Source organism: Staphylococcus schweitzeri (assembly GCF_002902405.1).
Classification (GTDB): Bacteria; Bacillota; Bacilli; order Staphylococcales; family Staphylococcaceae; genus Staphylococcus; species Staphylococcus schweitzeri.
In genome coordinates this window covers 1-24,564 of record NZ_PPQS01000008.1, presented here as the reverse complement: position 1 = coordinate 24,564, position 24,564 = coordinate 1, and the positions used below count along the sequence as shown (strand labels likewise).

At 32.1% G+C, this 24,564-nt stretch carries 26 protein-coding genes and 1 pseudogene; 10 read left to right on the top strand and 17 right to left on the bottom strand.

The features are described from left to right. Positions 1-9: 9 nt before the first annotated feature. Together mobB and CD116_RS01675 are read right to left on the bottom strand one after the other, a co-directional pair. Positions 10-496 (bottom strand): annotated as a pseudogene (gene mobB, locus CD116_RS01680) (molybdopterin-guanine dinucleotide biosynthesis protein B). Beyond that, complete coding sequence (locus CD116_RS01675) at positions 493-1,752, bottom strand: molybdopterin molybdotransferase MoeA (RefSeq protein ID WP_047551283.1); 1,260 nt, start codon at positions 1,750-1,752, stop codon at positions 493-495. Before CD116_RS01675 ends, mobB begins: the two are co-directional and overlap by 4 nt. Positions 1,753-1,814: 62 nt before the next feature. Between CD116_RS01675 and moaC the strand changes: the two genes are divergently transcribed. Beyond that, positions 1,815-2,306 carry a cyclic pyranopterin monophosphate synthase MoaC gene (gene moaC / locus CD116_RS01670; RefSeq protein ID WP_047449584.1) on the top strand — a complete coding sequence of 164 codons (492 nt, stop codon included), beginning with the start codon at positions 1,815-1,817 and terminating at the stop codon, positions 2,304-2,306. Positions 2,307-2,313: 7 nt separating this feature from the next. Here the strand turns inward: moaC and CD116_RS01665 are convergent, their stop codons facing one another. The 5 genes from CD116_RS01665 to modA all read right to left on the bottom strand — a co-directional run bounded on the left by CD116_RS01665 (position 2,314) and on the right by modA (position 6,093). Further along, positions 2,314-2,820, bottom strand: a complete 507-nt coding sequence (locus tag CD116_RS01665; RefSeq protein ID WP_047529645.1) for a MogA/MoaB family molybdenum cofactor biosynthesis protein — start codon at positions 2,818-2,820, stop codon at positions 2,314-2,316. Positions 2,821-2,843: 23 nt separating this feature from the next. Then, the gene (locus CD116_RS01660) at positions 2,844-3,848 is read right to left on the bottom strand and encodes a ThiF family adenylyltransferase (RefSeq protein ID WP_047551286.1); all 1,005 of its coding nucleotides are present in this window, start codon (positions 3,846-3,848) and stop codon (positions 2,844-2,846) included. Between the two features lie 171 nt (positions 3,849-4,019). Next, a complete protein-coding gene (locus CD116_RS01655) occupies positions 4,020-4,625 on the bottom strand; it encodes an ATP-binding cassette domain-containing protein (RefSeq protein ID WP_047529649.1) in 606 nt (201 codons plus the stop codon). Continuing rightward, positions 4,626-5,297: a molybdate ABC transporter permease subunit gene (gene modB, locus CD116_RS01650; protein WP_047529651.1), complete on the bottom strand. Its 672-nt coding sequence runs from the start codon at positions 5,295-5,297 to the stop codon at positions 4,626-4,628. It abuts the gene before it with no gap. Between the two features lie 13 nt (positions 5,298-5,310). Then, positions 5,311-6,093, bottom strand: a complete 783-nt coding sequence (gene modA / locus CD116_RS01645; RefSeq protein WP_047529653.1) for a molybdate ABC transporter substrate-binding protein — start codon at positions 6,091-6,093, stop codon at positions 5,311-5,313. 286 nt (positions 6,094-6,379) lie between these two features. Here modA and fdhD point away from each other — a divergent pair, with 286 nt between their 5' ends. Continuing rightward, positions 6,380-7,177 (top strand): formate dehydrogenase accessory sulfurtransferase FdhD, encoded by a 798-nt coding sequence (gene fdhD, locus CD116_RS01640; protein ID WP_047529656.1) that lies wholly within the window; start codon positions 6,380-6,382, stop codon positions 7,175-7,177. Positions 7,178-7,501: 324 nt separating this feature from the next. Here the strand turns inward: fdhD and CD116_RS01635 are convergent, their stop codons facing one another. The 6 genes from CD116_RS01635 to yut form a co-directional block, all read right to left on the bottom strand. Next, a complete protein-coding gene (locus CD116_RS01635) occupies positions 7,502-8,266 on the bottom strand; it encodes a GNAT family N-acetyltransferase (protein WP_047551289.1) in 765 nt (254 codons plus the stop codon). Positions 8,267-8,330: 64 nt separating this feature from the next. After that, positions 8,331-8,885, bottom strand: a complete 555-nt coding sequence (locus CD116_RS01630) for a biotin transporter BioY (RefSeq protein ID WP_047426006.1) — start codon at positions 8,883-8,885, stop codon at positions 8,331-8,333. A 120-nt stretch (positions 8,886-9,005) separates the two neighbouring features. After that, the gene (locus CD116_RS01625) at positions 9,006-9,947 is read right to left on the bottom strand and encodes a nucleoside hydrolase (RefSeq protein WP_047551291.1); all 942 of its coding nucleotides are present in this window, start codon (positions 9,945-9,947) and stop codon (positions 9,006-9,008) included. Between the two features lie 250 nt (positions 9,948-10,197). Continuing rightward, positions 10,198-11,106, bottom strand: coding sequence for an ABC transporter substrate-binding protein (locus tag CD116_RS01620; protein WP_047529663.1), 909 nt, complete (start codon positions 11,104-11,106; stop codon positions 10,198-10,200). A 230-nt stretch (positions 11,107-11,336) separates the two neighbouring features. Further along, positions 11,337-12,491 carry an acyl-CoA dehydrogenase family protein gene (locus CD116_RS01615; RefSeq protein ID WP_047551296.1) on the bottom strand — a complete coding sequence of 385 codons (1,155 nt, stop codon included), beginning with the start codon at positions 12,489-12,491 and terminating at the stop codon, positions 11,337-11,339. A gap of 215 nt (positions 12,492-12,706) precedes the next feature. Beyond that, positions 12,707-13,618: an urea transporter gene (yut, locus tag CD116_RS01610; RefSeq protein WP_047551299.1), complete on the bottom strand. Its 912-nt coding sequence runs from the start codon at positions 13,616-13,618 to the stop codon at positions 12,707-12,709. A gap of 259 nt (positions 13,619-13,877) precedes the next feature. On the opposite strand from yut, the gene CD116_RS01605 reads away from it, so the two are divergent. The 7 genes from CD116_RS01605 to CD116_RS01575 are packed head-to-tail and all read left to right on the top strand — an operon-like array spanning position 13,878 to position 18,926. Then, complete coding sequence (locus CD116_RS01605; protein ID WP_000545928.1) at positions 13,878-14,180, top strand: urease subunit gamma; 303 nt, start codon at positions 13,878-13,880, stop codon at positions 14,178-14,180. A 13-nt stretch (positions 14,181-14,193) separates the two neighbouring features. Continuing rightward, positions 14,194-14,604 (top strand): urease subunit beta, encoded by a 411-nt coding sequence (locus tag CD116_RS01600; RefSeq protein WP_047426001.1) that lies wholly within the window; start codon positions 14,194-14,196, stop codon positions 14,602-14,604. Beyond that, on the top strand, positions 14,601-16,316 hold the full coding sequence (ureC, locus tag CD116_RS01595) for an urease subunit alpha (RefSeq protein WP_047529670.1): 1,716 nt from the start codon (positions 14,601-14,603) through the stop codon (positions 16,314-16,316). The genes CD116_RS01600 and ureC overlap by 4 nt, the downstream gene beginning before the upstream one ends. Before the next feature lie 12 nt (positions 16,317-16,328). After that, positions 16,329-16,781, top strand: coding sequence for an urease accessory protein UreE (ureE, locus tag CD116_RS01590; protein WP_047551302.1), 453 nt, complete (start codon positions 16,329-16,331; stop codon positions 16,779-16,781). Next, positions 16,774-17,463, top strand: a complete 690-nt coding sequence (locus CD116_RS01585) for an urease accessory protein UreF (RefSeq protein ID WP_047529672.1) — start codon at positions 16,774-16,776, stop codon at positions 17,461-17,463. The genes ureE and CD116_RS01585 overlap by 8 nt, the downstream gene beginning before the upstream one ends. Positions 17,464-17,475: 12 nt before the next feature. Beyond that, on the top strand, positions 17,476-18,090 hold the full coding sequence (ureG, locus tag CD116_RS01580; protein WP_047449561.1) for an urease accessory protein UreG: 615 nt from the start codon (positions 17,476-17,478) through the stop codon (positions 18,088-18,090). Next, positions 18,090-18,926, top strand: a complete 837-nt coding sequence (locus tag CD116_RS01575; RefSeq protein ID WP_047551305.1) for an urease accessory protein UreD — start codon at positions 18,090-18,092, stop codon at positions 18,924-18,926. The genes ureG and CD116_RS01575 overlap by 1 nt, the downstream gene beginning before the upstream one ends. Positions 18,927-19,116: 190 nt before the next feature. Here the strand turns inward: CD116_RS01575 and sarR are convergent, their stop codons facing one another. The 4 genes from sarR to CD116_RS01550 all read right to left on the bottom strand — a co-directional run bounded on the left by sarR (position 19,117) and on the right by CD116_RS01550 (position 22,993). After that, entirely contained in the window at positions 19,117-19,464 is a 348-nt protein-coding gene (sarR, locus tag CD116_RS01570) for an HTH-type transcriptional regulator SarR (RefSeq protein ID WP_000036077.1), read from the bottom strand. A gap of 417 nt (positions 19,465-19,881) precedes the next feature. Continuing rightward, positions 19,882-20,208: a PH domain-containing protein gene (locus CD116_RS01560; protein WP_047425995.1), complete on the bottom strand. Its 327-nt coding sequence runs from the start codon at positions 20,206-20,208 to the stop codon at positions 19,882-19,884. 63 nt (positions 20,209-20,271) lie between these two features. Continuing rightward, positions 20,272-21,009, bottom strand: a complete 738-nt coding sequence (locus CD116_RS01555; RefSeq protein WP_047425994.1) for a transcriptional regulator, SarA/Rot family — start codon at positions 21,007-21,009, stop codon at positions 20,272-20,274. Positions 21,010-21,034: 25 nt separating this feature from the next. Beyond that, positions 21,035-22,993: a helix-turn-helix transcriptional regulator gene (locus CD116_RS01550; RefSeq protein ID WP_047551308.1), complete on the bottom strand. Its 1,959-nt coding sequence runs from the start codon at positions 22,991-22,993 to the stop codon at positions 21,035-21,037. Between the two features lie 607 nt (positions 22,994-23,600). Here CD116_RS01550 and CD116_RS01545 point away from each other — a divergent pair. Beyond that, positions 23,601-24,395: a CHAP domain-containing protein gene (locus CD116_RS01545; protein ID WP_047449553.1), complete on the top strand. Its 795-nt coding sequence runs from the start codon at positions 23,601-23,603 to the stop codon at positions 24,393-24,395. The last annotated feature ends 169 nt before the right edge of the window (positions 24,396-24,564 follow it).

The window sequence follows — 24,564 nt, the reverse complement described above, 5'->3', positions numbered from 1 at the left end:
TTCAATCCTCTATTTAAATTGTGTACCACAGTTATTTTTTCACTTTATTTAATAGCCAATCATCAAATAAGGTAAAATCATTTGTCTCCCTGACGTTAATGCTATAGCATATATTTGATAATTGTCGCAATTTCTCTAAATCTTTCTCATTTTGATAGACAATCACTTTGTCAAAAACTGCATTTTTGAAACCTTCAACTAAAATGATATTGGTGTCAATTGTAACAGATTTTTCAATAATTTGAGTAAGATTTTGATTTTCAACTCGTGTAACAGTTTGTTGAAATTTTAGACCTTGCACAATACTTTGATCTGCTCCTGCTTCAAAATGTTTCATATGATCTACGTCAGTATGCTGTAATTGAATATCTTCATCATAATGACCATGATGTTTAATCGTAGCAACTTTATAACCTTGTGATTTTAGCAATGATACTGCATGTGACATCAGTGTTGTCTTTCCAGCATTTTTATAACCTACGATTTGTAAAATCATAAATGTAGTTCCTCTTCAGCAGATTCTGATTCTGTCAAAATCACATCAACAGTATGACCTGCTTTGAAACCACGTGTACCACTAGGCAGCATTATCATACAGTTCGCATGTGCAATCGCAATAACTGCACCTGATTTATTAAATCCAGAAGGCACTACAGTGGCACCGGCACTAGTTAATGAGGCCTTGGCACGAATAAAACGAGTGAATGGATTTGCTTTTGAAAAATCTTCCATTAAAGTTGCTTTAATTACTTGTGGAAAGACTTCTAGTGCTCCACACATATGTTTCACAGCTGGTTTGACAAATAGTTCAAATCCAGTGAAACATGCTGATGGATTCCCAGATAATCCAAATAAGTATTTGCCATTTGCAAATGCGACTGTTGTGACACTACCAGGACGCATTGCAACTTTATTAAATAGTACTTCAGCATTTACCGCTTTATAAATTTCTGGTAAATAATCAAAGTCTCCTACAGAAACACCGCCAGTCGTGATTACGATATCATGATTACTCATGGCCTCTTTAACAATTTGAATACCACTTTCTAAATCATCTTTTTGCGTTTTATAAATTCCTACTTCAAGACCTAATTTTTCAGCTAAAGAACGAATCATAGGCCCATTTGAATTACGAATTTTCCCATTTTCTAATGGGTCACTGACATCTAATAATTCACTTCCTGTTGCAATGACAGCAACGCTTGGTTGTTTAATAACTTGGACCTCAGTATAGCCATACGTTGCTAATACCGCTATGGCACCTGGGTTAATCACTTGCCCTTTTTTCAGCACAATATCTCCAGTTGTTGTCTCCTCGCCTTTCAAAGAAATATTTTCATTTTTAGTAAAAGGTTTTCGGATTGAAAAAGTATCTCCAAGTTCGATAGTTTGTTCAAACATAACGACTGCATCTGCACCTTCCGGAATTTGTGCCCCTGTCATAATTCTTACTGCCTCGTGCTCACCTACAACTTTATTGGAAACTGATCCAGCACCAATATGATCAATCACTTCAAATTCAATGCGATGTTGACCACTTGCACCTTGTGAATCTACGCTACGTATAGCAAAACCATCGTATGGCGATTTATCAAATCTAGGAATATCATATGTAGCAACAATATCTTCAGCTAAAATATGACCTGAACTATTTTCAAGTGAAACCTTTTGTGATGGCATCGTACTTTGTTGCTTAACGATACGTTGTATTGCTTCTTTAACCGGAATTGGGTTTCTTTTTTCTACTACCATTAAAAATCATCTCCAAAACTTTTATTTTTTCATGATATACTGGATGCATTAGGAGGGGTAAAATGACTGAATTTACTCATATTAATCAACAAGGTCATGCAAAAATGGTCGACGTTTCTGACAAAAATATTACAAAAAGAACTGCTGTCGCTCATTCAAGTATTACTGTAAATGAAACCATTTACAATCAAATAACTACAAATACCAATGCTAAAGGTAACGTATTAAATACTGCACAAATTGCTGGTATTATGGCGGCTAAAAATACATCAACAATTATACCTATGTGTCACCCTTTACCATTGACTGGCATAGATATTTATTTTCAATGGGATGAAACACATGCGCCAATCTATACATTAAATATACAAACATCAGTCTCGACTACTGGCAAAACTGGTGTTGAAATGGAAGCTTTAACTGCAGCATCTGCTACCGCATTAACCATTTACGACATGACAAAAGCAGTCGATAAAGGTATGATCATTGGCGAAACATATCTTGAAAGTAAATCTGGCGGTAAATCTGGAGACTATCACCGATTATCTAATTAGTAACCAATTATTTTGTCAGCTCATGAATCAGATGATTTAATTCTGGTTTAATGAGCTTTTCTAATGCCAACTTAACTGCACCAGTTGACCCTGGTATCGAGAAAATCAACTTGTCATTAACAGTACCTGCAATAGCTCGAGATAATAAGGCACGAGTACCTACATCTTCTACATAGCTTAAATATCTAAATAATTCTCCAAATCCTTCTATTTCTTTAGTAAGCATTGGTTTTACCGCTTCAATTGTTACATCCCTTTGTGCGATACCTGTTCCGCCAGTTGTAATGATGACATCTATCTCTTCATCTAACCAATTTGTAATTTGCGTTGTAATTGCTGTTATGTCATCTTTCACTATTTTATAGTGTGTATCTGTCACTTCAACCTGTGCTTGTTGTAATAGTTCACGTACGCATTGACCACCTTTATCTGTAGTGAAATTTCTCGTATCAGATACTGTCAAAACTGCTGCTTTTACAGTACGATTTAATTCAACATTTTTATGTTCGCCCATTACAAATCACTCCTTTTATTTAATTAACCAAATAATAAATTCATTAAATGCGCTGCATCTGATATTCGTGTCATACCATGAATTAAAAACCTTCCACCATCAAACGCAACAATACGATGTCCTTTAAATTCAAACATTACCATATACGTATTACTTCGATAATTTAATTGCTGTTCATTTAAAAATTGAATGAGCATGTCTTGTGTAATTGCTGTATTTTCGTATTGAACTGTATCTCTACCACATAGTGTTGCATAATATTGCTCATTTTTATTCAAATAAGGATAACTTGGTGCAGCACCACAAGTTGTACAGTTTGAACGTTGCATTTTACTGAAACCAAATGAATAATGACTACCTTCCCAAATGTCACCGTAAGTAATTTTAGTTTCAATCGGTTGCTCTGTAAGTATTTTTATCGCATCTCTCAACTGTAAGCTCGTCGTCATCGTCACTGCAGGTTGAATAACCCCGACTGTATCACATGTTAAATTTAATGCCGGTAATTGAGGTACTAAACAATTGAAACATGGCGTTTCTCCAGGAATAAATGTGGCTTCTGTATATGTACTTTGTACTACACCGCCATAAATCCAAGGAATACAATGTTTATATGCAAAATCATTAATTAATTGGCGAGTTTCAAAATTATCTGTTGCATCAATGATAACGTCTACACGCTGTACATGTGACTCTAAAAAGTAATAATCAACATGTGCAATAAAATCTTCAACTTCAATATCACTTCGAATAGCTAACAAATGCTTTTTGGCAGCAACTACTTTGGGCATCATTTTCAATGCATCATCTTCTGTAAATAGCGTTTGCCTTTGTAAATTACTAAATTCAATATAATCTCTATCAACGATTGTTAATTTAGCAATGCCTGCTCTCGTAAGACCTTCTGCTACATGAGTGCCTAAAGCACCCATTCCTATTATTAGTGCATGTTTATGATTAATTTTGTCTTGACCCTTTTCGCCAATTTGTTTAAATAAAATTTGTCTTGAATAACGTTCTCGGCTCACATTCAGTTATCCTTTCTTTTTGTCATTACTTTCATTATATGACGCGCATCAATTTCTCTCAAAATTCACGCCCAAAAAAGAGTCTAAAACATATTTAAAATGACGATAGAATCATTCACTTCTATCATGTTTAAAACGTTTTAAACTCTTACTTAATACACACTTTAATGATTACCCAATTGTGATAATTTCATGCGCCATCTGTTCAGCTTCATAATTAGAGTGTGTCACAAAGATAATTGGTATATGCCATTCTTTAAAAATACGTTTAACTAATGTTATACTTTCATCTTTTGTAACATCATCTAAGCTAGAAAAAGGTTCATCTAATAAAATTAAATCTGGCTTGGTACTGAGCGCCCGTGCAAGTGCTACACGTTGTGCTTCTCCACCAGATAATGTCATAGGATATTGATCAATTAAATGATTGATATTTAATGTTTTCATTAACTGATTAATGTGCTCTGATGGTTCAGCCATAAACGTGATATTTTTATAAACAGTCATGTTTGGAAATAGTTGATAATCTTGAAAAAGATAACCAATATGGCGTTGTTGTATTTTAACATTAATATTATTTTCAGTATCTGTAAGCATTCGCCCATTCACTTCAATAATTGCTTTATCTGCTTTTCGTAACCCTGCAATCATGTTTAAAACAGTCGTTTTGCCGATACCAGAAGGGCCACGCACTGCATATATTTTAGGTTCAATGTCATCTATATTTATGTGGATTAAAGTATCTTTTAATTGATATTTCAAACTAATTTTAAGCATCTAGTCGGCCTCCTTGTATTTATCTCTATTCAATAAATTGATAGTTGAAATGACTACAATAGAGAATGCAACTAGTACTAATACCCATAACCAAGCTTCATTTTCACGACCTTGCTCAACTAAGAAATAAATTTCTAAAGGTAGCGTATTCGTTTTATTTGGAATATATCCAGCAACCATTAAAGTAGCCCCAAATTCACCTAATGCGCGAGCAAAACTCATCATAACACCTGCTAAGATAGAACGTTTTGCTAAAGGTAAAATTAATTTAAGAAAAATTTTCGTTTCACTAGCTCCCATGGTTCTAGCTGTATTAATCATTTTGGCATCTATACCTCTAAAACCTTGTACTGTATGTTGATACATTAACGGAAAACTAACAATGACAGATGCAATTACAGCACCTGTCAAAGTAAACACTACGGGTAAATGCAGTACATTCGCAAAGAATTGACCAATTGGTCCCCTTGGCGAAAAAATGATTAATAGAATAAAACCTAATACCGTTGGCGGTAAAACAATAGGTAATATCAAAATACTTTCCAATACTTTAACCCATGAACTTTTACGACGATACAACCATTTTGATATGAATATACCTAAAATTGTCACAATTATCGTACTGATAACAGCAACCCGTATTGATATCCAGAAAGGTGTTAAGTCAGGCATGGATTACAACTCCTTACGCAGCAAAGTGATATTCTTTAAGAATTTCTTTAGCTTTATCAGATTTTAAGAATTCCATCCATTCTTTTGCTAATTTATTATCTGATGTCGCGCCTGCTTCATACGTAATTGGTTTCTTCAATTGAATATCTTGAATTTCTTTTACAGTATCAATTTTTTTGTTTTGTTTATATAAATCTGTTTTATATACAAAACCTTGTTTCGCATTACCTTTTTCAACGTAGTTTAATACTTGTTTTACATCTTTCGCGTATACAATTTTGTTTTCAACATCTTTAAACAAATTATTATTATCTAAATATTGTTTAGCGTATTTACCAGCTGGTACAGTTTTCACTTCACCTAAAGCTAATTTGTCACCATCTTTTAAATCTTTAACGGATTTATAGTTAGAATTTTTATCGCCGATTAACACTAATGTGTTTTTCGCATATTTATATGTATCATGTGCTTTATTTTTATCTTTTAAAGCATCTACATCTTTAGTATTTGCAGACATGAAGACGTCAACTGGTGCTCCTGATTCGATTTGCTTTCTTAATGCACCTGAGCCACCATAGTTAAATTTAATATCAGCATTTTTATGCTCTTTCTTAAATTCTGATTCCAATTTTTTTGTTACATCTGTTAAACTCGCAGCTGCTGCAATTTGGATTTCTTGCTTTTCACCATTATCTGCAGTATTTTTCTTACTATCTTTACTATCATTTGAATTTGAACATCCTGCTAATACTAGACATAATGTCATGATAATAGTTATAATATGTTTCATTTTCATCGTGTGATACCCCCATTTTCAATAATAATTACACTCCTATTATACACCTGCTCATTTTTTTGAAAAGATGTATTTATTTTTAAATGACCTTTCAAACACTTACCAAAAGTCTATATAGTTTTTTGTTACTCCATGAACAACAAGTAAATAAAGTCATTTCTTCGCATAACTTAATAATTATTTTCTATTATTTTGATTTTGAAAAATTTGTGACATAAGCAGATATGTTAAAATATTAAGCAAATTGATTTAAAATGAAGACCAAGTTATATAAAGGGGTTAGATGATGAACAAAGATGTATCTTTAGATCAACAAATTGTTAGATACGAAGATGGAAAGTTATTTGAAACAACAGATCAATATGTGACAGAATTCCCACTTACAATTATGGTTAACGGTGAAGAATTTGCCACAGTCATATGCAGTCCAACAAATCTTGAAGAACTTGTTATTGGTTTTTTAGCTTCCGAGGGAGCGATTTTAAAAAGAACTGAGTTAAAATCGATAATGATAGATGACAGTAAAGGTTTTGCACATGTTGAACTTACTAAAGATTTAGGAGATCGTTTTCAATATTCAACAAAGCGCATGATTGCATCTTGCTGCGGGAAAAGTCGTGAATTTTATTTTCAAAATGATGCTGCCATTGCTAAAACTTCGATGTCTAAAATCACTTTAACCCCTCAACAAATTATTAATATGATGACTCGCCTTCAAAGCGCTAGCCATATTTTCCAAGAAACAGGTGGTCTTCATAATGCTGCCATTAGTGATGGTTTTTCATTTTTTGAACATCGACAAGATATCGGTAGACATAATGCCCTTGATAAACTTTATGGGTTTTGTATTCAGCGACATATTACAGTTCGAGATAAAGTATTAATTTTTAGTGGTCGAATTTCATCTGAAATTTTAATTAAAGCTGCGAAAATTGGCGTAGGTGTTATCTTATCCAAGTCGGCACCAACAACACTTGCGGTAACTTTAGCAAACGATCTTAATATTACTGCTGTTGGATTTATACGAAATGGTGGTTTTAATATTTATAGCCATTCCGAGCGCATAGTTGAATCTGAAAAATAAGTAAATAAAAATTATCTTAATATGAGAATTCACCACATCTTTCAATTGCTACATTTTATAGGAATACATGAATCCCCCCTGCATAAGAAAAAGTATTTCTCTATGTTGGGTCCCGCCAACTTGGCATTGTATTTACATGTCTTTACAATTTATTATCGTACTTTAATATTTAGCACAAATTCTATCTACACCTACCTATAAACATAAAAAGAGCAGAAAATCGTTTCCATAAATTGAAATTATTTTCCTGCTCTTTTTAATTATTAATGTTTATTACGTATTACTACATGTTTAATTATTTAAAAGCTAACTTTGCTTACCTATCTATATATCTTCTTTTAATAATTGATAGCAAAACGATTGATAAATATATCCTTGTTTCACATACATGTCTTTAGCTGTATCTTCACCATCAGCTACTAAAATAATTGGTTTATGCTTTCTAGACATTGCATATTCACCTATCAATGATTGTATCGTTGAACCAATTCCTTGATTCCTAAATGATTCTAAAACACCAAATGCATCTATTTCGATGTAATTTTCACTTTCTATAACGTCTACTACACCAACAGGTTCATCATTTAAATAAGCAACTAAGCGTTTAATTGCATCATCTTGATAACTGACTTTCATCATTTCTTCATGTGCATCTGCATATTCAGTTCCAAAAGGCAAACTAAATTGATACGACACTTTTAAATAATCATCAATATTTATTTCATCAACAAGTGCAATTTTAATCTCACTATTGCGTGGTAATTTAGCAAGTTGTTCACTTTCAATTGCATATAATTCCATAATGCCTAATTGAAAATTCATCTTTTTAAACATAGTCATCCAAGATGGATTTAATAATTCATTTTCTGGGAAATAAAACGAATAATGATTTGAACCTTGCTCAGTATGTAATTGATGTTGTCGTGTTAAATCTAGTAACCATTGATCTTGTGTAGGCGTCTTTTTGTATATCCACGTATTATTAGTATATTGAAATGGAGTTGAAGGCGTTAAATAAATCGTTTGCTTATCATTATTTTCAAAAATACTACCATCACAGTATATATTTGACATATTTATCTTATTCATTATCACGCACTCCTTTCACTGCATACTGTAATAAAACCGACCTACTTGTGTACCTTAACATCAATTATTTCATTCCCATAATTTGACGGAATTTTGAGTGATTCAATAGAGCTGAACCAATCAAACTTGCGATAATTGCTTTTAAAATATCTCCCGGTAAGTATGCAATTGAAATTGATATTGCCTTTGTAAAAGGTATATTTATAATCATTCCCATAATCAAAGTTCCAATAATATCTAGACCGATGACACCAAAGGCAAAAACGCCTGCAAATAATACCCAAAAGTTGATTTCATTGATGAATCTATCGCGTACCGCACCTATCATAAATGCTACAACTGGATATAATAGTAAAAATCCGGCAGATGGGCCTGCGAATACGGCAATACCACCGCGACCACCTGATAATAATGGTAAACCTGCGACGACTAGTAATAAAAAGACAATAACACTTAATGTGCCATATTTACGTCCTAAAATTATACCTGCCAAGAAAATTCCAATATTTTGTAAGACAATTGGTACTGCTGAAAACGGTAAAGGTATTACCGGAACCAAGCCTAAAATGGCTATTATTGCCGTCATTAAAGCTGTATATACTAATTGTTTTGTTGTCATAATTTACTTCCTTTCATATTTCATGGAAATAATTATAGCATCATTGTAAACTTTATAAAATAAAAAGTTTACAATTAATAGCTCTATGCTCATTAAAATAATTATTATTGCGTACACAAGTTAATCCACTTTTTTAGCTAGTGTTGTAATATAATCGAAAAATGCTTTGTTATCAACACTATTAATAACATTTACTTTACGACCATTCGCACATTCATATGTCTTCCCTTGACTTGGACCATGACTTATTACATCTACTGTTTTCTCAACTGAATAAACTAAATCAGGCATTCCTATATACGCAGTTGTTAAAACATCCCATAAAAAGTATGTAGAATTCGTAATGAAGTGTGTCAATGGTGGCACTGCTGCATAACTTACACCTAAGAAGTCCACACCTGGATATTGACGTGCATTCGCCCATCTTTGTCTAACATCTAACGTTAACGGTACTTGATTAGTACTTTCTAGTGCAACCATATCAATCTGAATATCACTATCAAAGACAACTTTAACCGCTTCTGGATCCCAAAATGCATTCCATTCTGCAGTGCCATCATGTTCAGGTTCTTCAACATTTCCTTTCGGCAAAAATGTTCCACCCATCCAAACTAAGCGTTCAATACGCTTTTTAATTGAAGGATTTTCATGTAATGCTTTAGCTAAATCTGTAAGTGGCCCTGTAAATAATAGTATGACATTTTCTGTTTGCTCATTTAAAACATGAATGATATCTTCATATGCTTTTTTGTCACTTACATGTGAAGTTGTCTCTATAACATGTTCATTTAGAATCGGCAATGCATCCATAAAGAAGGCGTGCATTCGCCATTCTTTTGGGAATGGATTTTTTCCTCTTTCATATGATGGGGCAACTTTAATGTTGTCGTTTGAAAATCGATTAATAATTTTTATAGATGCGCTAACAGATGGTTCTAAATAACAATCTGCGCCAATTGTGCTTACACCTACTAATTCTACATTCTCCATTTGTAATAATAAAAATAATGATATTAAATCATCTACGCCACCATCATGATTAAAATAAACTTTCTTAGTCATTTGAAATCCCCTTCGAGTTAAAATTTTAACTATACCTTGTTATTAATAATCAAAGCACCATCTTATCTTATTTAACAAATTATACCATTTCGATAGATTATTTCTTCATTTCACCATTTTCTTTAAAAGATTATAATGTATTATTTTTAAAATCAAAACACAATTTAAATACAGTAAAAAATAAGAGCTTAACACGATATCAAAAGTTGATTCGTACTAAACTCTCATTCTACTTATTTATACATCTTCATTATTTAGATGCTTTAATTAATTTTTCTTTTAAGTCTTTTCTCATGAAATCTAAAGTATAAGGATCGTTATACCAATACGTACCTGCATCTACTTTTACAATGTGTCCTTCTTTTGTTGCTTTCAAGTTCTTCCACATGTTAGTAGATTCGTATCCAGGTGTTGGTTTTCCTTCACTTGTGCTTACAATATAATCGCCAGCATATTTTTCAATTTCTTCTTGTTTCACTTCAGCCCAACCTGCTTTTCCAGTTAACTTTTGTTGTTCAGGTTGCATTTTTAAACCAAACGCTTGATATAAGACTTCTCCACCACGACCCCAGTTATCGCCGTATGTGTAAAGTTTTTTATCGAATTCATCAAACAATGATACAGTTGCATCTTGTCCGATTGCTTTTTTGATTTCCTTACCGTCTTTAGCTGTTGTTTCTTCCCATTCTTTCTTCCAAGCTTTTACTTTGTCTTCTTTACCAACAATTTTTCCTAACATTTCTTGTTGTTCAAGATATTTGTGCTTGTTATAGTCAACTACTACTGTAGGCGCTACCTTTTGATATTTTTTAATATCTTTATCTGTTGAATACACGATAATTAAATCTGGCTTTTCTTTAGCAACTTTTTCTACATCGCCATCACCAATTTTTGTAACGCCTTTAAATTTATCTTTTAATATTTTGCTTTGATCAACTTGTTGATTCACTGCTACAATATTTGCACCTAATTTTTTAAGACCACCAGCGTATGTTGGTGCAACAACTGCTATGCGTTTAGGATTTTTTGGTATGTCTACCGTTTTGCCATCGTCCATTTTGTATGATTTAGTTTCAGCTTTGTCATTTTTTCCACCTTGGTTCCCACACGCTGCTAATACTAAGACCAAAATTATTAATGGTAATAATAGTTTTTTCATAATTTCCTCCAATTAATTAATATTGAAAATGATTATCAATTACTACAAAATTATACAAGATTGCATATTCATTTACAATAGCTTTCAATGTTTAATTTTTAAATTTTGCAAAAAATTTTGTAAAATCTCCTAAATACCCATATTTAAATGATTCAATCGCATAAAAAAGATGAACCACTACATCGAACTTTATACTAACTTCATTCAACAAATGATTCATCTTTTTAATATTAAAATGTATTTGTAATACTTTTAGCAATATTAGTATACGCCGCATCTTCCATAGGTGGATTGTGTAATCCAGCACGCATATCACGATAGTATCGTTGTAAAGGACGGCTCATTTCTAAACTTTTAGCCCCGACAATTCTCATTGCAATATCAACTACTTCAAGACCTTGATTCATTATCATCACTTTACTCGCACTTGTTGCATTTCTAATTTGACTATCATTTTTAAATTGTTGATAGCCTTTTGCTGTGCTCCATAAAAATTGTCTAGCAGATAACAACAAAGTTTCCATCTTACCTAAATTTTGTTGTACAGTTGGCAATGTTGCAATTGTACCTTCAATACTGTTTGGACTATGTTGGATTGCAAAGTCTACAGCATAGTTTCTGGCTGCTTGAGCAATGCCTAAATAACAACTTGGTATATGCAAAATCCAACCATTAGGGGCTTTACTTCGTTCTGTTTCAACTAAGTGATTTAACGGTACTTTTACATCATTTAAAATTAAGTCGTGACTTTCTGTTGCTCGCATACCTATAACATTCCAATTGTCAGCAATTTCAACACCTTGTGTATCTCTATCTACTAAGAAAAAGCCAACAGTTCCTAAATCTTCTATAAATGCACCAACAATAATGTGCGTTAGCACTTTACTCATCGATGTATAAGTTTTTACACCATTTAGTAAATAACCATCATCAACTTTTACCGCATTTGTACTTGGTCTTCCTCCTCTAGTTGGGCTACCCATCTCCGCTTCACTGACCGCTCTATTTACTAATGCACCTTTTTTGATTTCATCAGCAAATTGATTCAACATTTCTTGAGACCATAATTGTTGCTCATAAATTTGTCCTATTACACTGACATGCCACCCAATTGATAATGCTGTAGCGCCATCTATTTCACCTAAAAATGATTGCAGTATGACCATATCTTCCACAGTGGCTCCTTCACCACCATATTTTTTTGGTAAAGTCAATTTCCCGTATCCTTCTTTAATTAACCATTCGATATTACTATAAGGAAACTCACAATGTTTATCATTATGATTAGCCTTTGCTTTGAATGTATCTTCAATCGATTTAAATTTTTGAATCCATTTCTTTTGAATATCACTCGTAATCAAAAAGGAATTTTCCATACCATTCATCTTCGTCACCCCACACAATACATAATATTAATTATTTATTCCTAGTGTAACACTCGACTTTAAAAATAAAAAGGAACGTGCTGTGAACTTTATAATTCAAAATTAAATAAGCAACTTTATACTTCATTATAAATTTAAAAATAAAATGCATCTTAAACCATTTATCGTGGTACATGATTTAAGATACATATTCATATAGGTTGCTATTAATTTTACTACGCGATGTCTTCTCTTTCTTGTCGAATTCCTGCAAACATCAATATCCAAGTGGCAATAATAAACGGCAAAGTTAATTCAGGTAAACCAAATGGTTCGAGTAACGTAGCTGTTCCTAATTGTACTACAACTGTTAATAATGTCCCTAAAAATGTCGCTATATACGGATTAATCGCTGTTTTGAATGTATATCCCAAAGCGATAGCCATCAATATGAAATTATAACCAAACAAACCTTGGTTTATATCATCGTAGTTTCCACCTAAGAGTGCCACAATGAGAAAACTTAATAAACTCGCAACAATCGCTAATAACGCCGCTTTTCTAGATGCTATCAAAATTCCTATTAAAATAAATATACCGCCAAGCACACTTGCTTCAACGAATACTTGACTAAAGCCTTCAAACAATGACTGAACAAAATGTATTTGATCACTATTATGATTAAATTTGATGTCTTCAATATTTTCCGGAATTAACTTTAATGGTGTCCCGACATACTTAACTTGGCCTGATAACAAAATCGTTAACCACGTTACAATGACAAACGGCATTGTCAACATCGGTATTTTATATGGTCTTAAAACTTCTCTTACTGCAGCTGCTACCGGTAATGTTAATAAAGTCGCTACAAACGTTATGACAACATCTAATACCGATTTATCCAAAAATATTGTTAATGCAACAGCAGTTAATACTGGGTTAAACCCTGCTAAACCATCATTAATTTCATCTTTACTATAATTAATATAACGTGCAAATACATAAGCAATAAGACTACCAAATATTGTCGCTAAGCCAACTGTCCAATCAGCAACAAATAAACCAATTAAAATAAACAAGCCAGTCCACTTATTATTTAATAACACCACCTGAGATATATTTTTTAAAAGAACGTCTATAACTTTCAAAATATTCACCTTTTCCTTGAATGTTTACTTTTAAATATACTACCATTCTACAAAAAGTTATATTAAAAACTCTTTTCTTTTAAAAATAAATACATTTTACCATTTGAATGATACTAGATTATTTAATTTTAACAAGGATATGCCAAAAATATAATTTTCATTCTACACAATTATAGTTGTATATTACTTGTTTATCACAACAATTAGGATTAAGATAAATTTTGTAATTTCTATCTTATATGAAAGTGGGGGTTTTAATTTGCATTTTACACAACGAGAGCAAGACAAATTAATGATTGTTGTTGCAGCGGAAGTTGCACGTCGTCGTAAAGCAAGAGGTTTAAAACTTAATCATCCTGAAGCATTAGCTTTAATCAGTGATGAATTATTAGAAGGTGCCCGAGACGGCAAAACTGTTGCTGAGTTAATGAGTTACGGTAGACAAATTTTAAACAAGGAAGACGTCATGGATGGCGTAGAACACATGATTACAGATATAGAAATCGAGGCTACATTCCCCGATGGTACAAAGTTAATTACAGTGCATCACCCTATTGTTTAAAGGAGGAAGTCAAATGATACCTGGAGAAATTATTACTAAAAGTACAGAAATAGAAATCAACAAACATCATCCAGAAACTATTATCGAAGTGAAAAATACGGGAGATCGTCCAATTCAAGTTGGTTCACATTTTCATTTCTACGAAGCAAATGCAGCATTAAATTTCGAACGTGAGATGGCATACGGCAAACATTTAGATATTCCTGCTGGTGCAGCTGTTCGTTTTGAGCCTGGAGATCAAAAAGAAGTTCAATTAGTTGAGTATGCTGGTAAACGTAAAATTTATGGTTTCCGTGGTATGGTCAATGGCCCTATCGATGAATCACGTGTCTATCGTCCAACTGATAAAGATGATAAATATGCAGGTGTATTTGGAGATGAAGGTGAAGAAAACGTGAATAAAAAAGGAGGAAAAAGATCATGAGCTTTAAAATGACTCAAAATCAATATACGAGTTTATATGGTCCAACTGTAGGAGATTCCATTCGATTAGGTGATACAAACTTGTTTGCACAAATTGAAAAGGATTACGCAGTATATGGTGAAGAAGCTACTTTCGGTGGTGGTAAATCTATCCGTGACGGTATGGCTCAAAATCCTCGTGTAACACGTGATGATGTTAATGTAGCAGACTTAGTTATTTCTAATGCCGTTATTATCGATTACGATAAAGTTGTAAAAGCAGATATAGGTATTAAAAACGGTTATATCTTTGCAATCGGTAATGCCGGCAACCCAGATATAATGGATAATGTCGACATTATTATTGGTTCTACTACAGATGTTATTGCAGCAGAAGGTAAAATCGTAACTGCTGGTGGTATAGATACACACGTTCATTTTATCAATCCTGAACAAGCAGAAGTAGCACTCGAAAGCGGTATCACAACGCATATTGGTGGCGGTACTGGTGCTTCAGAAGGATCAAAAGCTACTACTGTAACACCTGGCCCTTGGCATATTCATAGAATGTTAGAAGCTGCAGAAGGTTTACCAATCAACGTTGGCTTTACTGGTAAAGGACAAGCAACAAACCCAACTGCACTTATCGAACAAATCAATGCAGGTGCAATTGGTTTAAAAGTACATGAAGACTGGGGTGCAACACCATCAGCTTTAAGCAATGCTTTAGATGTTGCTGATGAATTTGATGTTCAAATCGCCTTACATGCCGATACACTAAATGAAGCAGGATTTATGGAAGACACGATGGCAGCAGTAAAAGACCGTGTACTTCACATGTATCATACCGAAGGCGCTGGTGGCGGACATGCCCCTGATTTAATTAAATCAGCAGCTTTTTCAAATATATTACCTTCATCTACGAATCCAACATTACCATATACGCAAAATACAGTAGACGAACATTTAGATATGGTCATGATTACTCACCATTTAAATGCCGCTATTCCAGAAGATATTGCATTTGCTGACTCTCGTATTCGTAAAGAAACAATCGCTGCAGAAGATGTACTTCAAGATATGGGTGTATTTAGTATGATTAGTTCTGATTCACAGGCTATGGGACGTGTAGGTGAAGTTATTACAAGAACATGGCAAGTGGCGCACCGTATGAAAGAACAACGTGGTCCATTAGATGGCGACTTTGAACATAATGATAATAATCGTATTAAACGTTATATTGCTAAATATACAATTAACCCAGCCATTACACATGGTATTTCTGAATATGTGGGTTCTATCGAGCCTGGCAAACTGGCTGATATCGTTTTATGGGATCCAATATTCTTCGGTGTTAAACCTGAATTAATCGTAAAAGGTGGTTTAATCAATTCGGCCGTTAACGGAGATGCCAACGGTTCTATTCCCACATCTGAACCACAGAAATATCGTAAAATGTATGGTCAATATGGTGGTAATATTACTAGCACATCAATGACATTCGTATCTAAAACTGCTTATGAAAATGGTATTAATCGTGCATTAAACTTAAAACGCATGGTGCGCCCTGTTAAAAATATTAGACAATTATCTAAAGCAGATATGAAAAATAATAGTGCAACCCCTAATTTGGATGTTGACCCACAAACGTATGAAGTATATGTAGATGGTGAAAAAATTACAAGTCAAGCAGCAACAGAGTTACCATTAACTCAAAGATACTTCTTATTCTAGGAGGAACATAAAATGATTATAGAAGAAATTCAAGGCAATATTGCCAATTTATCAGATTCAGAAAAGCAAAAGCATGTTGAAAAAGTCTATCTTGAAAACTCGGATCTCGTTAAACGTATTCAAAGAGTCGTTACAGATCATGGTAATGAAATTGGTATCCGTTTAAAACAACCAATCGACTTGCAATACGGAGATATTTTATATGCTGATGACCATAATATGATTATTGTTGATGTAAATTCAGAAGATGTCTTAGTCATTCAACCACGAATACTACAAGAAATGGGTGATATTGCACATCAACTAGGAAACCGTCATTTACCTGCGCAATTTACAGAAACTGAAATGTTAGTACAATACGATTATTTAGTAGAAGATTTATTAAAAAGTCTAGGTATTCCATATGTTCATGAAGATCGTAAAGTTAATAAAGCCTTCAGACATATAGGACATTCTCATGATTGAGCATAAGCATTTAAGATTATTTCAGTTCTGCGATTCACAGTTTCCAACAGGCGCATTCAGTCATTCGTTTGGTCTTGAAACATACATTCAAAGAAATGTGATTCATGATGACCAAACATTTATTGCATGGCTAAAAATGTTTTTAACAGAACAACTCACCTATTCTGATGGTTTAGCAATGCGGTTAGTTTATGATGCATTAGAAAATAATGATGCGCAAAAAGTATTAAAAATAGACAAACTATTATTTGTTCAGAATTTACCTAAAGAAACGCGTGTTGGCGCAAAACAAATGGGTACGCGTATGGTTAAATTAGCATTAGAACTATATGATAGCGAGTGGATAACTTGGTATCACCAACAAATGGAAGAGAAACATGCAAAATTAAATCCAGCAATATGTTTTACAATGTTAGGACACTATTTAGATGTAGATATTGAAACAATTATTGATTATTACTTATATCAAAATGTTTCAAGTTTAACTCAAAATGCTGTTCGTGCTATCCCACTTGGACAAACTGCTGGTCAGCAAGTGGTTACTCATTTGATTCCTTATATCGAAGCAACGAGGAAATATATTTTCGAATTAAAAGAGTCTGATTTCGGCATGACAGCGCCTGGTTTAGAGCTAAACCAAATGGCGCATGAAAACGTCAATGTCAGAATTTTCATATCATAGGAGGTTATAATTGTGGCAAATCCGATTAAAATTGGTATTGGTGGACCTGTTGGAGCAGGTAAAACACAATTAATTGAAAAAGTAGTAAGACGTCTTTCCAAAGAAATGAGTATTGGCGTTATTACAAATGATATTTATACTAAAGAAGACGAAAAAATATTAGTTAACACTGGTGTTTTACCAGAGGATCGTATTATTGGTGTTGAAACAGGAGGTTGTCCTCACACAGCTATTCGTGAAGATGCTTCTATGAACTTCGCAGCAATTGATGAACTATTGGAACGTCATGATGATATTGAATTAATCTTCATTGAATCTGGTGGTGATAACTTAGCAGCAACATTCAGCCCTGAGCTTGTTGATTTTTCAATTTATATTATTGACGTTGCTCAAGGTGAAAAGATTCCACGTAAAGGTGGACAAGGTATGATTAAATCTGATTTCTTCGTCATTAATAAAACTGATTTAGCACCTTATGTTGGTGCATCACTTGAACAAATGGCTAAAGATACTAAAGTGTTCCGTGGTAATCGCCCATTTGCCTTCACTAACTTAAAAACTGATGAAGGCTTAGATGAGGTTATTGATTGGATTGAACGCGACACACTGCTTAAAGGATTATCATAATGGATGAACAACAGTGGACTGGACAACTTGATATAACAGTGTTTTTTGATGGTAATAGATCCGTATCACGTGATATCTTCTTCGAAAAAGCACTTAAAGTGATACGTCCAGTCTATCTAAATCAATCACCTATTCCTACATTTTATATCGTTAACGTAGGCGGTGGTTATTTAGATGGCGATCGCTACCGTATGAATATTAATGTCGAAGATAACGCAAAAGTGACATTAACGTCACAAGGTGCTACAAAAATATATAAAACGCCTACCGATCATGTTGAACAGTATCAAACATTCACATTAAAAGACCATGCATATTTGGAGTATGTAGCTGATCCAATTATCGCATATGAAAATGCTGAATTTTATCAACACAATACTTTCAACCTTAATAGTTCAAGTTCATTATTTTATACCGATATTTTAACGCCAGGTTATTCAAAAAATGGCGAGCCTTTTAAATACCGCTATATGCACTTGATTAATGAAATATATGTTAATCATGAACTCGTCACGTATGATAATCTTTTACTAGATCCAAATAAACAATCAATTAATGATTTGGGTTATATGGAACACTATTCTCACTATGGCTCAGCATATTTTATTCATAGTGAAGTGAACCAAAAGTTAATTGACAAAGTATATGAAACTATTCAACCTTTAGCTTCTATATTCGATTGTCGCATTGCAATATCTCAATTACCTACACACGGTTTTGCAGTTAGAATTCTAGCACACCGTACCCAAGTTATTGAGAAATTACTAGGTGCAATTCAAAGCTATATTGCAGAAAACATTTACGATCGCAAACTTGATTTTCTAAGAAAATATTAAAATAAAAAAGACTAGTGTACTTATCTTCACTCTTACCGTGATGAAATAAGGTATTACTAGTCTTTAACTTTAATTAAAGCATCTTCAATATTTAAATTTTAAGTTAATATTATGTCCCAATGCTGAATAAATGACTTTCGTTTTAATAAATCATTATTGTTCAATGCTATTAAACGCAATTAACCTTGATTTAATTTTTAATGTATTCTTCTAATTCTGAAATCAATTTTTGAATATTTGCTTTTTGTGTATCTGTAACAAAAACGATTACTGTTCTTTCGTCGTGTAAACTTCTTTTCTTAGATAATAATTTTAAATCTTTAAGCTTTTGTAAAGCTTTAGTTAAATAGTAAGGCTTGAACTCTGAACATTTAGCAATCTCTTTAGAAGAGATTTCGTTAGACTCACTTTTTAAAATATGATTTAAAATATAAATCTCTTCATAGTTCAAATTGTATTTTTTCTTTGTATCTCTGAAAAATTTCTTAACTTGAAATGTTGCGTTGACTAAATCATTAATGTCATTAATTTTACTCATTATTAAACCACTCCTCTGATGCACATCTTGTTGTAGCAAGGTTCACATGTATTTATTAAATCGAAACTCTATCCAACTATGTTATAAAGTTTATTCTAAACAAATAAGTATAAAAATTCAATATTTTTATTACTAGAATATGGATTTATACATTTATTTCTTATAATAATTTGACGTTTAAGATATTTTGCCAAATTCAAAATTATTAGTCTGAATATTTTGTATCTTATTTGATATTTAAAGTTTTAAAATGCACTTAAATAGCAACGAGTTTGATTTGATATTTTTCATATTAAATTGATGACTTGTTCACTAAATATTTAAAATAAAAAAAGAAGAGCTTTAAATCATAACGCATGCCATTTAATGCGATGGGTTACGATTCGAACTCTTCATATCAACCTACATACATTGATACTATACTATCATATGTTGTTTTACATATTCAACAAATGATTCGACATTATCACTTTTAATATCATACATAGGTACTTTACCAATATTAAACTTAAAAGTTATTGTCTGTCCATCATAATCTATTGCTTCTACTTCATTATAGCTAATACTTCTATAATAAAATTGCCCGTTCATATCTACATTCATAATTAAACGTTCATTCGTAGCAATAAATGCACCTTCAAATTCGTTATTACCATGAACTTGATACTCAATTATTCCTAGCACTGAAGGTCCCTTTTTCTCTGTTGGAAATAAATCATTTGGATTCACATTATCTAAAATCATATTATCCCTCCCATTTAAATCTACGAACTATGTCTCGTAGACCAATAGTATACAAGCCTAACATTATTTTTCCTTGTCTTGTATTCCTTTTTCGAGATAATTATAACATGCATGAATAAGCTTAGTGACTTTAGAAAACTGTTCTCGTTTAATTATTATAATGACTCGCCTTTCATCTAATTCGCAACGTTCTTTTTGAACCAATTGTTTTATGATCAAAGTTTTTAAAATTGGGCTGATGCTAAAAATTGGATGATGAAATTCTCCTTGTAATTCTTTAACTGTTAATTGCCCCTGATGTAAGTATAATATTCCTAAGACATACAGCTCTTCTAATGTTAATTGGCATATATTCAGATAACACTTCAACCTCTCTAACAAATCCTTACATCTTAATAAATAATTAACATAATCACTAGTTGTTTGAAGTGTATATTGAGCAAAATAGCGTTCTATATAATCATTAACTTCATTATTCATATATTCTATTTTATTCATATGGTTTTTATTTAAAGCTATCTTCAACTTACGCTGATCTCGTTGATCTCTTTGTTTAGATAGCCATTGATGGTTATTTAAATAACTTAACATTTGAAACAAAGCTATTTTAGATTGAATTTCATTCAATTTTAACAAGCAATCAATTGACGGTACTTTTGATTTAAGTCCATCAGATTTGACTAACAGATTAAGCAATTTCACTTGAGTTAATGTAAGATGAAATGAATACTTCAGCATGTCATTAATGACTTTCAACATTAGTATATGTGCAGTTAAACGTTTAACTTTAAATTTAGACATTTTTAAAACCTCTCTTAAACCATGCCTATATCTCAAGATGATATTTCAAATGAACAATACTATTGCTTGAGACCATTAATGAATGATCATAAATATTTTTTTCTATAAAATTAGCTTTCCAAAACTTGTGTTGTTGCATAATATCATTCACAAATACACCATTCTCGGAAGTATGCTTATCTTTATCTATACTCAAAACAATCTGCTTAGTTTCAGCATGGCTAAATTGTTTAAGACCCCTACAAGTTATACGTGCAGAGCCTGATTTCTCATTTAACAATGCGACAGGGAAACAAATGACACACTGAATTTCATGTTTAAATTTTGTTACAATCATCGTGTCATTTTGATAAATAACCACTCCTCGTAATTGATTTAATATATTAATGATAAATATTAGCATGGATAACTTCGTCAAACTAGTTTCATTGATTACTTCATAAACCATAGACATTTGTATACAAAGTCCATTGTAATTTGAGTAATTCTCCATAAGTTGAGACATCAATCTTATATCCGATAAAGTTATAATTTCTTTTGAATACGTGCTTTCATTAATAACATCAAAATCACAAATCAGCTTTGAACTAGATACCGATATTTGTTCCAATTGGGTCAGAGTCACGATAAATCGATCTATTAAGTAATCGATTTCGACATCATATTGTGTATCAACTTCATTTTGATCAAGAATATATATTAACTCAAACTTTTGAATATAATTGCTAATTAACCTTTTAACTTTTTGTATAGCTCGCACTTTCAAATTATAAATTAGAAATGCAATTTTTGATCTATTTCTTTCAAATGTCATATTAAAAATAGTTTCTACAAGTATTTCTATTCTAGTTCTTTCAGAACTCGTTAATAACTCATCATATTCGTGTTTAATTTTAAAGACCACATTGACACTATAATTTATAAATTTTTGCAATAATAATTTGATTTGTTCAGTTGATAATTCATCTTTTGAAACATCAACAGTTAAGATAATATACAAATTTTCAGGATTAACTCTTAACCTTAGAATCATTTGTTCAATCATATAATAATCAATCCAGTAAAAACTATTTCCTTTAATATAGATGTTTTTAGGCTCATAATTTTTAGGATTATCAATCGGTTCCCAAGGCACCTGTATCTCTTTTACTTTAGTCATATCATTTATTGATTCATCAATTAATTTGATTATGCTTTCATCAATATCAACTATTTGGGAGTGGTTAATTGAATGAGATGTTGGTCTATATGTTTTCCTAATTAATTTTGGAGTGTCACCATATGTTTCTTTAAAGAGGTGTATAAAACGAGAGTAGTGATTAAAACCATGATTACTGGCTATTTCTTCTATTGGCTTCATTGAAGTTAAGATATCTATTAGACAATGCTCAAGTCTAATATGATTTAAATATTGAACAAAATTACTGTAAGGTGTCACTTTAAACATTTCACTTAAAGCTTTACTTGTTATATTCACATGATTTATAACATCTTTTCTATTAATCTTTTTATGATGATTATGTGTTAAATACTCATGAACTTCCTCAGCTACTATGTGATATCTGTGATCATTTGTATTGAGAGACATTAATTCCACACACATATAACTAATAAGTTTATCATTCGTTATATTTGCTTGCTGTTCGACTTGATTATGAATTAAATACTTTATCAAAATTCTAAAAGTGCCCCCAATATCATTTGATAATAATTGACCACTAACCATGCAATTAGTATTCATAAATCTTAAGTATGTCTTTGCACTAATTTCAACAACACAGCAAACACTTTCTTCATGACTTTCAATCTGATATAAATCATTCAACATTATAATGGTGACATCATTAGCTTTAACTTCATAACGTTGTAAATTAATAGTAATTACACCTGTGCCCTGTAACCAATATACAATTTTTAAATTTGCTTCCTTTGCATTACCCACTTTCATATTCTTTAAAATATGTAGTGAAAAATTATCTATCATCTTACATCCTCACATATACAAATATATTGATTTACCCCTTTTTATCTTTATCAAATCAATTGTCAACATCTAATATTCACTAACAATTATATCGCCACAAGTTTATTAGCAGTAACAAAACATAAATCGATTATATCAAATAACACTTTTATTAAAACATTTTTTTATGCTAAAAAAGGATATTTTATCCATAATATATACATTTTCATCCAAATCATAAAGCTTTTGATATTACTAAAAACTTGATCGTTCGTGTCATATTTTTATGCATTTTCTGATTAAAAGTCCATCATTATGCAATAAATATTCATTTTGAATTTTCAGTAATATTACATTTATGTAACGCCATTATTTTCTCAACATTCTGTTTTTATAAAGAATGCCGTAGTTATAAGTTTTGCAAAATGCAATTTCTTATACTTTTACAATTCTATTGTGTCAAGATATTAGCAAAAAATTACAAAACGTTAACAAAGCACACAAAGACGCCATTTTCTGTTATAGTCTTTCTTGTCGTTTAATAACGAGAGATAACTTTTAAATTAATTTGTCACACGGACAGTACGAAAATATTTAGTTTTAAAATTTTTAGGAGGATATTTTTACAATGAAGAAAATCGCTACAGCTACTATCGCAACTGCAGGATTCGCTACAATCGCAATTGCATCAGGAAATCAAGCTCATGCTTCTGAGCAAGATAATTATGGTTATAATCCAAATGACCCAACATCATACAGCTATACTTATACTATTGATGCACAAGGTAACTACCATTACACATGGAAAGGTAACTGGCATCCAAGTCAATTAAACCAAGATAATGGCTACTACAGCTATAACTACAACAATGGTTACAATAACTATTCAAATAGCTACAACAATTACAATGGTTATAGTTACAATAACTATTCAAATAGCTATAAATCATATAACTACAATAACTACAATAGTTACAATACAAACAGCTACCGTACTGGTGGTTTAGGTGCTAGCTACAGCACTTCAAGCAACAATGTTCAAGTAACTACTACAATGGCGCCATCATCAAATGGTCGTTCAATCTCAAGTGGTTATACTTCAGGACGTAATTTATACACTACTGGTCAATGTACATACTACGTATTTGATCGCGTAGGCGGTAAAATCGGTTCAACATGGGGTAATGCAAGTAACTGGGCTAATGCAGCTGCAAGATCTGGTTACACAGTAAACAACACGCCAAAAGCTGGTGCAATCATGCAAACAACTCAAGGTGCATACGGTCACGTTGCATACGTTGAAAGTGTAAACAGCAATGGTTCAGTAAGAGTTTCAGAAATGAACTATGGCTATGGCCCAGGTGTTGTAACTTCACGTACAATCTCAGCTAGCCAAGCTTCATCATACAACTTCATTCACTAATTTGTGATAAATGGGTTTTAATCCAACAAGATTTCAATCATCTTGTTGGATTTTTATTTAAACTTAATCATTTTCCTATCACTTCATTATTTTAGAAACAAAAAAGAAAAAGAATGAGCTTGGGACATTAAGTTCTTAGGCAATGTAAAAAAGCTGATTTCTATTAATT

What these genes read in the sequence shown, in the direction of transcription:
- CD116_RS01675 (WP_047551283.1), bottom strand. Translation starts at nt 1,752, where the DNA reads ATGGTAGTAGAAAAAAGAAACCCAATTCCGGTTAAAGAAGCAATACAA.
- moaC (WP_047449584.1), top strand. Translation starts at nt 1,815, where the DNA reads ATGACTGAATTTACTCATATTAATCAACAAGGTCATGCAAAAATGGTC.
- CD116_RS01665 (WP_047529645.1), bottom strand. Translation starts at nt 2,820, where the DNA reads ATGGGCGAACATAAAAATGTTGAATTAAATCGTACTGTAAAAGCAGCA.
- CD116_RS01655 (WP_047529649.1), bottom strand. Translation starts at nt 4,625, where the DNA reads ATGCTTAAAATTAGTTTGAAATATCAATTAAAAGATACTTTAATCCAC.
- modB (WP_047529651.1), bottom strand. Translation starts at nt 5,297, where the DNA reads ATGCCTGACTTAACACCTTTCTGGATATCAATACGGGTTGCTGTTATC.
- modA (WP_047529653.1), bottom strand. Translation starts at nt 6,093, where the DNA reads ATGAAAATGAAACATATTATAACTATTATCATGACATTATGTCTAGTA.
- fdhD (WP_047529656.1), top strand. Translation starts at nt 6,380, where the DNA reads ATGAACAAAGATGTATCTTTAGATCAACAAATTGTTAGATACGAAGAT.
- CD116_RS01635 (WP_047551289.1), bottom strand. Translation starts at nt 8,266, where the DNA reads ATGAATAAGATAAATATGTCAAATATATACTGTGATGGTAGTATTTTT.
- CD116_RS01630 (WP_047426006.1), bottom strand. Translation starts at nt 8,885, where the DNA reads ATGACAACAAAACAATTAGTATATACAGCTTTAATGACGGCAATAATA.
- CD116_RS01625 (WP_047551291.1), bottom strand. Translation starts at nt 9,947, where the DNA reads ATGACTAAGAAAGTTTATTTTAATCATGATGGTGGCGTAGATGATTTA.
- CD116_RS01620 (WP_047529663.1), bottom strand. Translation starts at nt 11,106, where the DNA reads ATGAAAAAACTATTATTACCATTAATAATTTTGGTCTTAGTATTAGCA.
- CD116_RS01615 (WP_047551296.1), bottom strand. Translation starts at nt 12,491, where the DNA reads ATGAATGGTATGGAAAATTCCTTTTTGATTACGAGTGATATTCAAAAG.
- CD116_RS01600 (WP_047426001.1), top strand. Translation starts at nt 14,194, where the DNA reads ATGATACCTGGAGAAATTATTACTAAAAGTACAGAAATAGAAATCAAC.
- ureC (WP_047529670.1), top strand. Translation starts at nt 14,601, where the DNA reads ATGAGCTTTAAAATGACTCAAAATCAATATACGAGTTTATATGGTCCA.
- ureE (WP_047551302.1), top strand. Translation starts at nt 16,329, where the DNA reads ATGATTATAGAAGAAATTCAAGGCAATATTGCCAATTTATCAGATTCA.
- CD116_RS01585 (WP_047529672.1), top strand. Translation starts at nt 16,774, where the DNA reads ATGATTGAGCATAAGCATTTAAGATTATTTCAGTTCTGCGATTCACAG.
- CD116_RS01575 (WP_047551305.1), top strand. Translation starts at nt 18,090, where the DNA reads ATGGATGAACAACAGTGGACTGGACAACTTGATATAACAGTGTTTTTT.
- sarR (WP_000036077.1), bottom strand. Translation starts at nt 19,464, where the DNA reads ATGAGTAAAATTAATGACATTAATGATTTAGTCAACGCAACATTTCAA.
- CD116_RS01560 (WP_047425995.1), bottom strand. Translation starts at nt 20,208, where the DNA reads ATGATTTTAGATAATGTGAATCCAAATGATTTATTTCCAACAGAGAAA.
- CD116_RS01555 (WP_047425994.1), bottom strand. Translation starts at nt 21,009, where the DNA reads ATGTCTAAATTTAAAGTTAAACGTTTAACTGCACATATACTAATGTTG.
- CD116_RS01550 (WP_047551308.1), bottom strand. Translation starts at nt 22,993, where the DNA reads ATGATAGATAATTTTTCACTACATATTTTAAAGAATATGAAAGTGGGT.
- CD116_RS01545 (WP_047449553.1), top strand. Translation starts at nt 23,601, where the DNA reads ATGAAGAAAATCGCTACAGCTACTATCGCAACTGCAGGATTCGCTACA.